Source organism: Kitasatospora sp. NPDC001660 (genome assembly GCF_053596725.1).
The window spans coordinates 46701-60008 of sequence record NZ_JBSFGU010000007.1; the positions used below are offsets into that span (position 1 = coordinate 46701).

General features: G+C 74.4%; 14 protein-coding genes. 5 read left to right on the forward strand and 9 right to left on the reverse strand.

All coding sequences use genetic code 11. The annotated features are described in order from the left end of the window. Positions 1–27 precede the first annotated feature (27 nt). Genes ACWCXH_RS10290 through ACWCXH_RS10300 form a run of 3 tightly spaced genes read right to left on the reverse strand, consistent with a single transcriptional unit; the run spans position 28 to position 2411 of the window. Positions 28–1419 (reverse strand): HAMP domain-containing sensor histidine kinase, encoded by a 1392-nt coding sequence (locus tag ACWCXH_RS10290; RefSeq protein WP_449800949.1) that lies wholly within the window; start codon positions 1417–1419, stop codon positions 28–30. After that, positions 1416–2096 carry a response regulator transcription factor gene (locus ACWCXH_RS10295; RefSeq protein ID WP_449800950.1) on the reverse strand — a complete coding sequence of 227 codons (681 nt, stop codon included), beginning with the start codon at positions 2094–2096 and terminating at the stop codon, positions 1416–1418. The genes ACWCXH_RS10290 and ACWCXH_RS10295 overlap by 4 nt, the downstream gene beginning before the upstream one ends. A gap of 57 nt (positions 2097–2153) precedes the next feature. Continuing rightward, entirely contained in the window at positions 2154–2411 is a 258-nt protein-coding gene (locus ACWCXH_RS10300; protein WP_449800951.1) for a hypothetical protein, read from the reverse strand. Positions 2412–2470: 59 nt separating this feature from the next. Here ACWCXH_RS10300 and ACWCXH_RS10305 point away from each other — a divergent pair, with 59 nt between their 5' ends. Together ACWCXH_RS10305 and ACWCXH_RS10310 are read left to right on the forward strand one after the other, a co-directional pair. Beyond that, positions 2471–2947 carry a hypothetical protein gene (locus ACWCXH_RS10305; protein WP_449800952.1) on the forward strand — a complete coding sequence of 159 codons (477 nt, stop codon included), beginning with the start codon at positions 2471–2473 and terminating at the stop codon, positions 2945–2947. Between the two features lie 135 nt (positions 2948–3082). Then, on the forward strand, positions 3083–4552 hold the full coding sequence (locus tag ACWCXH_RS10310; protein WP_449800953.1) for a glutamate synthase subunit beta: 1470 nt from the start codon (positions 3083–3085) through the stop codon (positions 4550–4552). Positions 4553–4679: 127 nt separating this feature from the next. On the opposite strand, the gene ACWCXH_RS10315 is transcribed toward ACWCXH_RS10310, so the two are convergent. From ACWCXH_RS10315 to ACWCXH_RS10325, 3 genes are all read right to left on the reverse strand, one after another. Continuing rightward, positions 4680–5249: a hypothetical protein gene (locus tag ACWCXH_RS10315; RefSeq protein ID WP_449800954.1), complete on the reverse strand. Its 570-nt coding sequence runs from the start codon at positions 5247–5249 to the stop codon at positions 4680–4682. Between the two features lie 231 nt (positions 5250–5480). Then, positions 5481–6914 (reverse strand): hypothetical protein, encoded by a 1434-nt coding sequence (locus tag ACWCXH_RS10320; RefSeq protein WP_449800955.1) that lies wholly within the window; start codon positions 6912–6914, stop codon positions 5481–5483. 479 nt (positions 6915–7393) lie between these two features. Then, positions 7394–8674: an MFS transporter gene (locus ACWCXH_RS10325; RefSeq protein WP_449800956.1), complete on the reverse strand. Its 1281-nt coding sequence runs from the start codon at positions 8672–8674 to the stop codon at positions 7394–7396. Between the two features lie 116 nt (positions 8675–8790). Here ACWCXH_RS10325 and ACWCXH_RS10330 point away from each other — a divergent pair, with 116 nt between their 5' ends. Together ACWCXH_RS10330 and ACWCXH_RS10335 are read left to right on the forward strand one after the other, a co-directional pair. Further along, on the forward strand, positions 8791–9471 hold the full coding sequence (locus tag ACWCXH_RS10330; RefSeq protein WP_449800957.1) for a TetR/AcrR family transcriptional regulator C-terminal domain-containing protein: 681 nt from the start codon (positions 8791–8793) through the stop codon (positions 9469–9471). After that, positions 9453–9578, forward strand: coding sequence for an isochorismatase family protein (locus ACWCXH_RS10335; RefSeq protein ID WP_449800958.1), 126 nt, complete (start codon positions 9453–9455; stop codon positions 9576–9578). Before ACWCXH_RS10330 ends, ACWCXH_RS10335 begins: the two co-directional genes overlap by 19 nt. 84 nt (positions 9579–9662) lie before the next feature. On the opposite strand, the gene murQ is transcribed toward ACWCXH_RS10335, so the two are convergent. Next, complete coding sequence (murQ, locus tag ACWCXH_RS10340; RefSeq protein ID WP_449800959.1) at positions 9663–10574, reverse strand: N-acetylmuramic acid 6-phosphate etherase; 912 nt, start codon at positions 10572–10574, stop codon at positions 9663–9665. Positions 10575–10639: 65 nt separating this feature from the next. On the opposite strand from murQ, the gene ACWCXH_RS10345 reads away from it, so the two are divergent. Then, positions 10640–11278, forward strand: a complete 639-nt coding sequence (locus ACWCXH_RS10345; RefSeq protein ID WP_449800960.1) for an endonuclease — start codon at positions 10640–10642, stop codon at positions 11276–11278. Positions 11279–11466: 188 nt separating this feature from the next. Here the strand turns inward: ACWCXH_RS10345 and ACWCXH_RS10350 are convergent, their stop codons facing one another. Next, positions 11467–12546 carry an NAD(P)-dependent oxidoreductase gene (locus ACWCXH_RS10350; RefSeq protein ID WP_449800961.1) on the reverse strand — a complete coding sequence of 360 codons (1080 nt, stop codon included), beginning with the start codon at positions 12544–12546 and terminating at the stop codon, positions 11467–11469. Positions 12547–12568: 22 nt separating this feature from the next. Then, a complete protein-coding gene (locus ACWCXH_RS10355) occupies positions 12569–13249 on the reverse strand; it encodes a DUF6445 family protein (RefSeq protein WP_449800962.1) in 681 nt (226 codons plus the stop codon). Between the last annotated feature and the right edge of the window lie 59 nt (positions 13250–13308).

The following is a 13308-nucleotide window of genomic DNA, read 5'->3' on the forward strand; positions in this document are numbered from 1 at the left end:
TCCTCGCACCGTGGGCCGGCACCGTTGTCAGTCGCCGAGGGTGAAGCCGATGACGGCGCCGCCGCCGTCGCGGTTGACGGCGAACGCGGTGCCGCCGTGCGAGGTGGCGACCTCGTGGACGATGGCCAGGCCGAGCCCCGAACCGGGCAGGCTGCGCGCGGCGGTGGCCCGGTAGAAGCGGTCGAAGACGCGCTCCAGGTCGGCCGGGTCGATGCCGGGACCGCGGTCGCGCACCTCGACCCGGGGCCCGTGCACGACGACGTCGATCGGGGCGGCCCCGGCCGGGTCGAACTTGGCCGCGTTGTCGAGCAGGTTGCCCACCGCGCGGGCGAGCGCGTCGGGGCGGGCGGTGACCACGGTGGCGTCGGCGTCCACGGTGATATCGCGGCCCGTCCGCCGCCGGACCTGGGCGGCGGCCTCGCGGACCACGTCGGCCAGCGCCACGTCGACCGGCTCCTCGTCCGCCTTCTGCTCGGCGGCGAGCGCCACCAGCTCCTCCACCAGCAGGGTCAACTCCTTGGCCTCCTCGGCCAGGTCGTCCAGCAGCGCGGTGCGTTCGGCGGGCGGCAGGCGGTCCACGCTGGGGAGCACCGCGAGATTGGTGCGCAGACTGGTGAGCGGCGTGCGCAGCTCGTGCCCGGCGTCCTGGACGAGCCGGCGCTGGTTCTCCTTGGCCGTGGCGAGCCGGCCGAGCATCCGGTCGAAGGCGCGGCCGAGCCGGCCGACCTCGTCGTTCCCGGCGGCCGGCACCGGGACGTCCAACCGGCCGCTGTCGGCGACCAGTTCGGCGACGTCGGTGAGGCGCACCAGCCGCCCGGTGATCCGGCGGGCGACCAGCCAGCCGGCCGCGCCCGCGAACAGTGCGACGGCGGCCACCACGGCCACCATCTGGTTGCGCAGGGAGAACAGCAGGTCCTCGACGTCGCCGGTCTCCTGCACGACCTGGACCGCGCCCCGGCCGCCGCCGAGCGAGACCACGCCGACCCGGTAGGTCTCGCCGTGGAGGCGGCGCACGCCCTCCACCGTCCGCGCGGGGACGTGGGTGCGGGCGAGCTCCTGGTCGTCCGGCACGCTCGGGAGGTCGACGTGGGCGGTGCCCGGGAGGACGGCGCCGGTGGCGTCGAGCGCCTGGGCGGTGACCCGGATCGGGCGCAGCAGCTGCTCGCTCAGGCCGCTCGGCCCGTTGAAGTCGCCCGGGAACAACGTCTGCCGCTGGACCTGGCTGCCCACGGACTGGACGGCGGTGGTGAAGTCGGCCTTCTCGTCGTCGCGGATCAGCCGGGCGGCGGCGTGGTAGCCGAGGGCGCCGATCAGCACCGCCACCAGGACGGCCATCACGGCGAACGCCAGCGACAGGGTGGTGCGCAGCCCCGGGCGCGGCCGGAGCCGGCCCGCGCGGAACCGGCGCGGGCGGGTCACGAGGCGCGCAGCGTGTAGCCGACGCCGCGGACGGTGTGGATCAGCGGCGCCAGGCCGGGGCGGTCGAGCTTGCGGCGCAGGTAGCCGATGAACACCGCGAGGTTCTTGGAGCCCGGCCCGAAGTCGTAGCCCCAGATCCGCTCGTAGACGGTGGCCTGGTCGAGCACCGAGCCGGCGTGGCGGGTCAGCAGCTCCAGCAGGTCGAACTCGGTGCGGGACAGCTCCAACTCCTCGCCGGCCCGCCAGGCCCGCCGGGCGCCGGGTTCGACCCGCAGGTCGGCGACGGCCAGGACGTCCTCGCCGGGCCCGGGCGGGTTGCGGCGCAGCAGGGCGCGCAGGCGGGCGAACAGCTCGCCGACGTCGAAGGGCTTGACCAGGTAGTCGTCCGCGCCGGCGTCGAGCCCGGCGATCCGGTCCGGGACCTCGACGCGGGCGGTGAGCATGAGGACGGGCGTGCGGTCGCCCGTGGCGCGCAGCCGGCGGCAGACCTCCAGGCCGTCCGGGGCGGGCATCATCACGTCGAGGATCAGGACGTCCGGGCGCTGTTCGTCGAGGGCGGCCAGCGTCTGGGCGCCGTCCGCGGCGGTGCGCACGCGGTAGCCCTCCAGCTGCAGGGCGCGGGTGAGGGAGTCGCGGATGGCTCGGTCGTCCTCGGCGATCAGCACGGTGTGATTCATGCGTGGGATTCTCCCTGGCGTGTGCACGGCGGTTCCAGGCGGGGGCGGTGGTTCCGCTCAGGGGTCAGGGGCCCGCGTAGCGGTCGGCGAGGGTGCGGGTGGCCGACGGCCGACGTCGGTCTGCTCCTTCCAGCGGCGGTAGCGCACCCGCAGCGCCCGGCCGCGCCACACCGCGTCGGCGACCTGTGGCAGGAGCGGGATGTCGTCGTCCTCCGCGAGCACCGAGACCTCCAGCTCCTTCGCGAGCCGCTGGGCGGTCATCCGGCCGTTGGTCTGGAGCAGGAGCAGGATCGACAGCAGGCGGCCGGCCTTCACGGGGACTCTTCGAACTTCAATGACACACGATGTCAGGGGACCGGCCTTAGCGTCCAGGCATGGGACTTGAGAACAACACCGGGCGAACCGCCTTCGACCTCCTCGCGGGCGAATGGGACGTGGCCAACCATTGCCGCGCCGACTTCCTCGACCCGCAGAGCTGGTGGGAGGAGTTCCCGGGCGTGACCCGGGGGTCGCGGCACTTCGGCGGCAACGCGAACTTCGACGAGATCGAGTTCCCCACCAAGGGCTTCTCCGGGCTCGCCCTGCGGCTGTACGACCCGGCGCGCGACGAGTGGTCGCTGTACTGGTCCAGCACCCGTACGGGCACGCTGTTCCCGCCGGTCACCGGGCACTGGACGGACGGGCGCGGGGTGTTCTTCGGGGACGACGCGTACGACGGCACGCCGGTGCGGGCGCGGTTCGTGTGGTCGGGCGCGACGGCGGACTCGGTGCGCCGGGAGCAGGCCTTCTCGGCGGACGGGAGCGCGACCTGGGTGACGAACTGGATCATGGAGTTCACCCGGCGCCCGTAGATCCGGCCACCCCCTCTCGGCCACCGTCCCGGCCGCCCTCGCGCCCCGTCCTTCGCGGGCGTACGGTGGCCACACGGCGGCGCGTCGGCCGCGCCTCCGGACGTCCCTGCACGGCACGCCCTGCCGGAGGCCGTTGTGGCAGACCGGATGGCCTTCTTCACCACCCCGCGCGCGGAGCGGGCGCGGCGGGACGCGCGCGAGCGGACGGGGGACTGGCACGAGGTGTACCGGCCGGGGGACCTGCTCCCGCTGGTCGGCGGGCAGGCCGGCCGGTGCATGGACTGCGGCCTCCCGTTCTGCCACAGCGCGTGCCCGCTCGGGAACCTCGTGCCCGAGTGGAACCGGCTGGTGGCTGACGGCGACTGGCGGGCGGCGGCCGCGCGGCTGCTCGCGACGAACAACTTCCCCGAGTTCACCGGCCGGCTCTGCCCTGCGCCCTGCGAGAGCGCGTGCGTGCTCGCGATCGACGGCGCGGCCGTGACGATCAAGAACGTCGAGCTGGCGCTCGCCGACCGCGCGTGGGAACGCGGCTGGGACCAGCCCCGCCCGCCGGAGCGGCCGAGCGGACGGCGGGTGGCCGTGGTCGGCTCGGGCCCGGCGGGGCTGGCGGCCGCCCAGCAGCTGACCCGCGCCGGGCACACCACGACGGTGTACGAGCGGGCCGACCGCCCCGGCGGGCTGCTGCGCTACGGCATCCCGCCGTTCCGGCTGGAGAAGCACCGGCTGGACCGGCGGCTCGACCAGATGCGGGAGGAGGGCACCCGCTTCCGCTGCGGTGTGCGCGTCGGCCTGGACGTCCCGGCGGGGGAACTGCGGGCCGGGTGTGACGCGCTGGTGGTCGCGGTGGGCGCCACGGCCTGCCGCGAGCTGCCGCTGCCGGGCCGCGATCTGGCCGGCGTGCACCAGGCGATCGCGTACCTGACCTGGGCGAACCGGGTGGACGAGGGAGACCACCCGGTCTCGCCGGTGTCCGCCGAGGCCCGGCACGTGGTGATCGTCGGCGGCGGGGACACCGCGGCGGACTGCCTCGGCACGGCGCTGCGCCAGCGGGCCGCGTCCGTCACGCAGCTCGACATCAACCCGCGCCCGCCCGAGCGCCGGGCGCCGGGGCAGCCGTGGCCGGTGCACCCGAAGGTGTACCGGGAGACGACCTCGCACGAGGAGGCGGGCGCGGCCGCGGCCGGGCCGCGGGTGTTCGCGGCAGCGACGGTGGGCTTCGAGGCGGGGCCGGACGGGCGGCTCGCGGCCGTGCGCTTCGCCGAGGCCGAGCCGCCGGACCGCAGTCCGCGGCCGGGCACCGAGCGGAGCCTGCCCGCGGAGCTGGCGCTGCTCGCGCTGGGCTTCGCCGGGCCGGAGCCGGACCAGGAGCTGATCCCCCAACTCGGGCTCGCCACCGGCCCGGACGGCGCGCTGACCCGGGACGACGGCTTCGCGACGGGTGCGGACGGCGTGTTCGTCGCGGGCGACGCCGGGCGCGGGCAGTCGCTGATCGTGTGGGCGGTGGCGGAGGGACGGGCGGCGGCCGCGGCGGTGGACCGGTACTTGCGGGGCTTCACCGATCTCCCGGCGCCGATCCGGGCGTCGGCGCGGTCGTTGACGCTGTGAGTCGGGGTGCGCGGTGGGGGAGCGCGTGTAGTGGGAGGGGGCGTGGTGGGAGGGGAGGCGTGGTGGGGCGTGCCTGCCGAGAGGGGTGCGCGGCCGTGGTGCCGCCGCGCCCCCCTCTCACGGGCGGTCAGCTCAGGCCGAGCACGGACAGGGCGGTGGTCCAGTCCGTGGCAATCGCCTGCTGGGCGGGGACGAGGTCCACCTGGTGGTTGCAGACGGCCTTGTAGAGCTTGTACTCGACGGTGTCCTTGTCGCGCGAGGTCTGGCTGTTGGGGCCGACCGTGTACTGCGGCTCGGGCCACAGGTTGCGCGGGTCGGTCGGGTGACCGCCGAGGGAGAGGGGGATGAAGTGGTCCTCCTCGTAGTCCGACGTGTTGGTGTCGGAGTAGCCGTACTCGGCGATCTGCTGGATCTTCAGCTTCGTGGTGTAGCTGGACGGCGGGCGGATCGAGGTGCTGTAGCCCGGGACGCAGATGGTGTCGTCGATGGTGTCCTGGGTGACGTCCGGGTTGGTGGCGCCCGGGGTGCAGGCCGGGTCGGGCAGCGGGAGGTAGGCCTGCGAGCAGGTCTGGTCGAGGGGCGCGGCGGCGTGGTGCGGGGTGGGGGCGGCGGCGTGCGCGGTGCCGCCGGCGGCGAGGGCGCCGACGGTGAGGACGGCGGCGGCCACGGCGGGGGCGAGGCGGTGGGAACGAAGCATGTGGGGAGCTTCCTGACGTGGGCCCGGCTTCCTTCACCGGGCAGTGTGTCCATGTCACCACCATGCGATCTATGCGGGTAGACCTTGAACAGTGAACTGTTGACAAAGTGTCAGTCAACGGAATCGCCGAAACTATTCGCTTGACGTGAACAGAGCGGACCTGCTGCGCGGTTGACGGCGCGGCAGGCCCGGCTGCGGGCGAGGCGGCGCGTCGGCGGTGTCAGCGGTGTGTCAGAAGCCGTACTTGTGGACGAACACGTCGGAGAGCTTGTTGGAATCGCCGGGGACGAGCGTGCCGTCCCCCGAGGTGAACAGCACGGTGGTGCCGAGGGCGTCGATGTACGGGGAGGTCGACTCCCCGGGGGTCTGCGAGCCGTCGGTGGCCACGCTGACCCGCTCGGTGCGGTTGTTCCACAGGTCGAACCGGAAGACGTCGGACGCGTTGTTGGTGTCCCCGGGCACGAGGTTGTCGGCCGTCGAGCTGAAGTAGACCCAGCGGTCGTCCGCGCTCATCCGGCCCTCGAACGAGTCGTGGCGGGTCGTCGTGCCCGGCAGGCCGACGGTGACGGAGCGCTCGGTGCCCTCCTCCAGGTCGCGGACGTGCACCTCGAAGTGGCGGTCCCACGGGCCGGGGCCGTGGAAGACGGGGGTGGAGAAGATCGCGAACCGCCCGTCGGGGCTGAGGTTCGGGCTCTCCGCGCCGAGCCAGCCGCCCTTGCCGTCCGGGCTGGCGAGGCGGGTCTCCTCGTCGTCGAGGGTGCGGACGTAGAAGGGGTAGCTGTGGGGCTTGAGGATCCTGGGCTGGTCGCCGGGCCGGAGCGCGGGGCGCGCGAGGTCCTCGTCGGCGGTGGGGTTCCGGTCGCCGAAGGCGTCCGGGGCGAGAGCACCGGGGTTTTCCCGGGCGATGAGGTTGGTCGCCTTGGAGACGAAGCCGACGGTGCCGCCGTCGGCGCTGATCACCGGCGAGGCGGAGGAGCCGTTGGCCGCGGCGCCGTCCGCGCCGAGGCTGACCAGGCGGGTCTTCCAGGTCCAGCGGTCGGTGACGTAGATGGTGCCGCCGTGCGGGGTGACCCCGGCGGGGGCGAGGTCCGTGCGGTCGGACTGGAAGGCGACGTACCGGCCGTCCCAGCTGATCGACGGACTGCCGGAGGAGTGGCCCGTCTGGGGCTTCGCCGGGTCGTCGGCGGGGGCGACCGGCTCGGTCCTGCCGGTCAGGCGGTCGTGGACGTAGACGTCCGGGATGGCGCGGCCGGCGCCGGGCGCCAGGTTCGTCGCGTAGGACGTGAACGCCACGAAGCGGCCGTTGCCGCTGATGGTGGCCTCGAAGGAGTCGAGGTCGGCGTCGGCCCCGGTGGTGCTGACGTCCTCCCGCTCGACCCGGCCCGTCCACAGGTCGCGGACGAAGACCTTGGTCCGGCCGTTGCCGCTGCCGGGCAGGAGGTTGGAGGCGTTGGAGGTGAAGACGGCGAAGCGGCCGTCCGCGCTCAGGCCCTGGGCGTTCGAGGCGCCGTTGGGCTGGGAGCCCGGGGCGCTGACCGTCACCCGTTCGGTGACGCCGGCCGGCGCGTCGGCGTGCGCGGGCGCGGCCGCCGCGACGGCCAGTGCCGCCGCGGCCAGCGTGCAGGTGGCGCGCAGGACGTGGAGCGTCGGGCGTGCTCGGTTCATCGTGGTCCCTCCCCTGGGATCGGCGGGCCGCGATCAACTCCCCGGCGGCCGGCTCGGGGTGAGCCAACCGTCGGGTGGGGAGGCGGTCAATGGTTGTACGGCGGGAGCGGCGTATTCACGTCAATTGGTTTGTGGGGATCCCGTTTGCACGACGGATCGGTTTGGTCCGCCACCCGCCGACGACCGCGGACCTCCGCGACGCGTTCGCGGCCCGGCTGCGCGGCACGGCACCTGGGCGCCGCCGTACGTGATCCGCCGACGACCACCGGGACTCGCCCTTGCCCGCCGCCATCCGGCGAACCCGCCGCGTCCGGTACCAGGGCACGCCGACGACCAGCACGAACACGAGGGCCGACGGGAGCACGCACGCCCACGAGACGGTCCGCTGCGCCGCCGTCACCACCCCGCCGGCCACGGCGTAGCCCGCGTGAACTGCCCGCCCGGTACGCGGCGGCGCCTCCGCCGGAGCGACGGTGGGGTCACGAGGTGGTTTCGGGTGTGGCGATCTGCGCGGCCGCGCGGACGGCCTGGACGTGCTGGTCGGTGCGCTGGTCGTAGCGCCAGAGGGCGGGCAGGGCGGCCGAGAGCGCCGCGGTGCTGGTCAGGCAGAGGAGGCCGCCGGTGCGCAGTGCGGCCCGGATGCCCTGGCGGGCGGCGAGTCCGCCGGCGCGCAGGTCGCCGAGGGCGGGCCCGGCGGAGCCGATGAGCAGCTCCAGCCCAGCGGCCCGGCCACGGAGTTCGTCCGGAATGGACTGGTTCCAGATGGCGCTGCGGAAGGTGTCGCCGGTCCAGTTCGCGGCGCCCGCGGCGGCGAGGCACAGGAGGACGGTCCACAGGCTCGGCACGGCGGCGGCGCCGACCATCGCGATGCCGACCAGCGCGGCGGAGAGCAGCACGAGGCGGCCGTGCCGGTGCACGCGTTCCGTCCAGCCGCCGGTGGCGGCGGCGATCAGGCTGCCGGCCGCCGAGGCCGAGTAGAGCAGGCCGAGCGCCCACGTGGCGTCCAACTCCCGGGCGAGGAACGGGAAGAGCGCGGTGGGCAGGGCGAAGACGGTGGCCGCGAGGTCGGCCAGGTAGGTGCCGAGCAGGTCGGGCCGGCGGGCCGCGTACCGGGCGCCCTCGGTGAACTCGCGCCACTGCGGCGCCTCGGCGTCCCGCTCGGACGGCACCGGGCGGACCGCGGTGAGCAGCGCGATCGAGACCAGGAAGGTGGCGACGTCGATCAGGTACGCCATCGGGACGCCGGCCGTCGCGATCACCAGGCCGGCGGCGGCCGGGCCGGCCAGCCCGGCGACGCTCCAGCGCAGCGAGAGCAGTGCACCGGCCGCGACCAGCTGATCGTGCGGGACGAGGCGCGGGATCATCGCCTCCAGCGAGGGCTGCTGGAGCCCCTGGAGCGCCGCGGCCAGCCCGGCCGCCGCGTACAGCGGCCACAGTGCGGGTGTGCCGAGGAGCGCGTTGGCCAGGAGGAGCGCGCTCAGGGCGGCGAGCGCGATCTCGGTGACGAGGGCGACGGTGCGGCGGTCGGCGCGGTCGGCGAGCACGCCGCCGTACAGGCCGAACGCGATGGTCGGCGCGAGCTCGACCGCCCCGACGGCCCCGACGGCGAGTGGTGAGGCGGTGAGGTCGGCGATCTGGAGCGGGACCGCCGTCATGGTGAAGACCGAGCCGAACAGGGTGACCGTGCCGGAGGTCCAGGTCAGGCGGAAGTCCCGGGAGGAGCGCCAGGGCGCGGTGTTGAGCCAGGGCGGGGTGGGCATGGAGGGGCCTCGGATTCGTAGGTCGCTGCTGTCCTTATCGCTGATAAATTCAGCTCCGGACCTTATCGGCGATAAAGTGCGTGGGCAAGCGAATAACGGTTCGGAAGGCGGTCGGCATGGCGCTGCAACGCGACGAGGTGGTGCGCACCGCGCTGCGGCTGCTCGACGAGGTCGGCATCGACGGGCTCACCACCCGCCGCCTGGCGCGCGAACTCGGCGTCCAGTCACCGGCGTTGTACTGGCACTTCAAGAACAAGCGGGAACTGCTCGACCTGATGGCCGAGGCCATGCTCGCCGAGGCCCTGCCGGCCGACCGCACGCCCGACCCGGCACACTGGCCGGACTGGATCGCCGCCGACGCCCGCGCCAAGCGCCGCGCGCTGCTCGCCCACCGCGACGGCGCGCGCGTGCACGCCGGCACCTTGCCCAGCGAGGACGAACTCCCGGCCGTCGAGGCACAGTTGAGCGCCCTCTGCCGGGCCGGGCTGCGGCCGCGCACGGCGCTGCGACTGCTGCTCGCCGTCGACCGGTACATCATGGGCTGGGTCACCGAGGAGCAGGCCTGGCGGCAGGACGCCGAGGACCGTGACACGCCGCTCTACCCGGACGAGGCCCTGCGCGACCTGCCGCTCCTGCGCGAGGCCGCCGACGTCCTGCGGATGGCCGACCACGACGCCGACTTCGAGTACGGGCTGCGCGTCATGATCGAGGGGTTCCGCGCCGAGATCGCGCGGGAGGCGGGGGAAAACGCGCGGGAGTCGGGGGAGGTCGCTCGGGCGTGCGGACCGTCGTGCTGACCGGCATCGAGACCAACCTGGGCGTCGAGTCGACGGCGCCCGCGGCCTGCGGCTTCGGGTACGAGGTGGTGTTCGTCGAGGAGACGATGGCCGCACTGACGGAGTAGGAGCACCGGGGGCCGGTGGCGCACTCCTTCCCACGGCTCGGGCCGGTCGTGGGGCGGGCGGAGCTGCAGTTCGGCTGAGGCTTCTCAGGTGTGCTTGAGGGCCTCGCGCAGCCGGCCGTCGCAGTCCGCGAGCAGGCGGGCGGCGGTCGGCGCGTCGACGTCCGCGAGCAGGACGAGGATCGCGTCCTTGGCCCGGCCGTCGGTCGCGGACAGGGCGCGGCGGACGTCCTCGTCGGCGGCACCGGTGGCTTCGGCGACGATCCGGCGGGCACGTTCGCGGAGCTTGGCGTTGGTGGCGCGGACGTCGACCATCAGATTTCCGTACGTACGGCCGAGGCGGACCATGACGGCGGTCGAGACGAGGTTGAGCACGAGCTTCTGCGCCGTGCCCGCCTTGAGCCTGGTCGAACCGGCGAGGACCTCCGGGCCGGTGACCACCTCGATGGCCACGTCGGCCGCCTCGGCGAGCGCCGAGCCGCGGTTGCACGCGAGGCCGACGGTGAGCGCACCGGCCGCGCGGGCGTACCGGACGGCGGCCACCGCGTAGGGCGTCCGGCCGGAGGCGGAGATGCCGATCACGGTGTCGGCCGGGGTGAGCGCGAGCGCCGCCAGGTCCGCCCCGGCGAGGTCGGCGCGGTCCTCGGCGCCCTCGGCCGCCGTCGTGACGGCCGCCGGCCCGCCGGCGATCAGCCCGACGACCCGGCCGGGGCCGGTGCCGAAGGTCGGCGGGCACTCGGCGGCGTCGAGCACCCCGAGCCGCCCGGCCGTCCCGGCGCCGGCGTAGACCAGGCGCCCGCCCCGCCGCATCCGCTCGGCCACCCGGTCGACGACGGCGGCGATGCGCTCCAGCTGCCCGGCGACGGCCACGGGGACGGTCCGGTCCTCGGCGTTCATGAGGCGCAGCAGGGCGAGCGTCGGGAGCTCGTCGATCCCCGCCCAGTCGGGGCGGACGGTCTCGGTGGTCGTCCCGGTGACCGGGAGCGAGGGCTGGTCCATGCGGATCAGCCTCCCCGGGTGTGGCGGCCGCCAACCCGGGCAGGTGCCGGGGTGGGAGGTCGGCGATGAACACACGGGAGACCGTCGCGGCGCTCATGGCCCGCTACGGCACCACGTACGCGGAGGAAGCGGGCATCACGCTGCGCGACACGCCCGGCCCGCTGTACCGGCTCCTCGTGCTGACCGTGCTCTGCTCCGTACGGATCAGTGCGTCGATCGCCACAGCGGCGGCTCGCGAGCTGTACGCCGCCGGGCTCGACACGCCACGGCGGGTGACCGGGGCCGACCGGCGCGTCCTCATCTCGGCCTTCGGTCGGGCGCACTACGTGCGGTACGACGAGAGCACCACCACCGCGCTGGTGGACGGCGCCTCGCTGCTCCTCCGCCGCTGGCACGGCGACCTGCGCCGCCTCCGCGACGAGGCGGACGGCGACTGCGAGCGCATCGGCGAGCTGTTGAGGGAGTTCCCGCGGATCGGTCCGGTCGGTTCCGCCATCTTCCGCCGCGAGGTCCAGGCGGTCTGGCCGTCACTGCGCCCGTTCCTCGACGAACGGACCCTGGCGGAGGCCCGGCTCCTCGGACTACCGGACACCTCGTCAGCCCTGGCCGCGCTGGTGCCACCCGCCGATTCGGCCCGACTGGCAGCGGCCCTGACCAGGGCGAGCCTGTCGCACGCGGGGGCGGTGGTCCTGGGCTCGGGGTGACGGTACGACAGCCGGCGGTGACAGTGGTGGTTCGTAGGCTGTGATCGTTCTCCGGGCGAGAAGGCCGAACGCCATGCCGCTGGCTCCGCCGAACGTCGGTACAGCCGTGCGATGGCGGCGCGTTCGCCGGGTGGGGCGCCGCCATCGGCGCGTCGGGTGGTGGCCGGGTCATTGCGGTGCCGGCGGTGTCACCTCAGGGACGGCGCACCTGTCTGGACGGTCGCGACGGGGACACCCTCGGGGCGGCCGGTGAGCAGGGCGGCGAGGTGGTCGGCGCAGCGAACGGCGGCTTCGGCCATGGCCGTTCGGGTCATGCCCGCGATGTGCGGGGTGAGCAGGGCGTTGGGCAGGCCGAACAGTGGTGAGGCGAAGGCGGCGTGCTCGTGGGCGAAGGTGTCGACGGCGGCGGCCGCGAGGGGGTGGAGGGGGTCGCGCAGGGCGTCGGCGAGCGCCTGTTCGTCGATGATTTCGCCGCGGGCGGTGTTGAGGAGGATCGATCCCGGTCGCAGCAGGGCGAGTTCGCGGCGGCCGATCAGCCCGCGCGTCCGCGGGGTGAGCGGGAGGTGTACGGAGACGACGTCGCTGGTGGCGAGGAGGGCGTCGAGGGACGGGACGTGCTGTACCGGTGGTGCGGTCGGGCGGCGGGAGTGTGCCCGGACGGTCATCCCGAGGGCGGACGCGCGTGTCGCGAGCGCCGTGCCGATGAGGCCCATTCCGGCGATGCCGAGGGTGAGTTCGGAGAGCTCGCGCGGCGGTGTGGCGGGCGCACCCCAGGTGCCGCGGTGGGAGGTCTCGTTGTGGGCGGCCAGATCCCGGGTGAGGGCGAGCAGTTGGGCGAGCGCGAACTCGGCGACGGCGTTCGCGTTGGAGCCCGGGGTGTGGGTGACGGTGACGCCGTGGCGGGCCGCGGCTGCCAGGTCCACGTGATCGGTGCCGGCTCCGGCGCGGCCTATGACCCGCAGCGGGTGGGGCCGTTCGGGGTCCGTCGCCGCGACGAGGAACGCCTCGCGCAGCGGGACGCCCGCACGGGACTTGAGCGCGTCGAAGCCGGGGCCGCGGCGGAACTCGGCGATCAGGGCCGCCTCGTCGAACGGGTCGAGATCGGTGAACTCGACCCGGTCCGACCAGGCGGCCCGGGCGCCCGCGCGGTCGCCGACGCGCCGGAGGTTGAGCGTGACGGCCAGTCCGTGGCCGGTAAGGCGCTGCAACTCGCGGTCGAGGAGCGGGCCGGGGGCGACGTCGAGCAGGAGGACTCGTTGGGGATCCATGGGACGGGCGTGCGCCGTTCGGTCAGGCCATCCAGAAGAAGACGGCCGTCATCCGGCGGTCCGCCAGCTCTGTGCCGTAGTAACCGGTGGCGCTGTGGATGAGGTTGGCGTGGTAGAGGAGCAGCTGGTTGTAGCGGTTGGGGACGCGGACGTCCTCGGTGAAGTGGTCGGCGGGCACATGGCGGGTGCCGAGCGCCTCCACCAGGTTGTTGTGCGGAGCGTTGACGAGGTTGCCGCCGAGCCGGCCGCCCGGGAACTGCTGCCGGTAGAAGCTGGTGCCGGCGTCCTTGGGAGCGCCGGGGCTCAGGTAGAGCACGGCGGCGTAGCGGCAGAGTGCGCGGGAGTCGGTGTGCGGGCGGGACTCCGACTCGCCGGCGCCGACGACCTGGACGCAGTTGTGGTTGAGCGTGCCGCCGCCCGGGGTGCTCTGGACCCAGAGCCGGGAGGCGCCGGTGGCCTTGCGGACCAGGGCCTCGACGCGGGCGAGCTCGTCGGGCTCCAGGCCGGGCAGGGTGCGCAGACCGGGCCAGGTCTCCGGGCGGTGCGGGTAGCCCTCGGTCCAGTCGTTGCGGGCCAGGACGCGCTCGCGGACGGCGTTCGGGTCGGGCAGGACGTTGTCCAGGACCCAGTAATCCCGGCCGCGGGTGGGCTTGCGGTAGGGGAGGACCGGCAGGGTCGTCGGCCTGATGGGCTGTGGGGGCATGGGCCGACGATAGGGGCGGCGGGCGTCAACTTTCTGCCGTGAACAGGTCAACCTTTCGT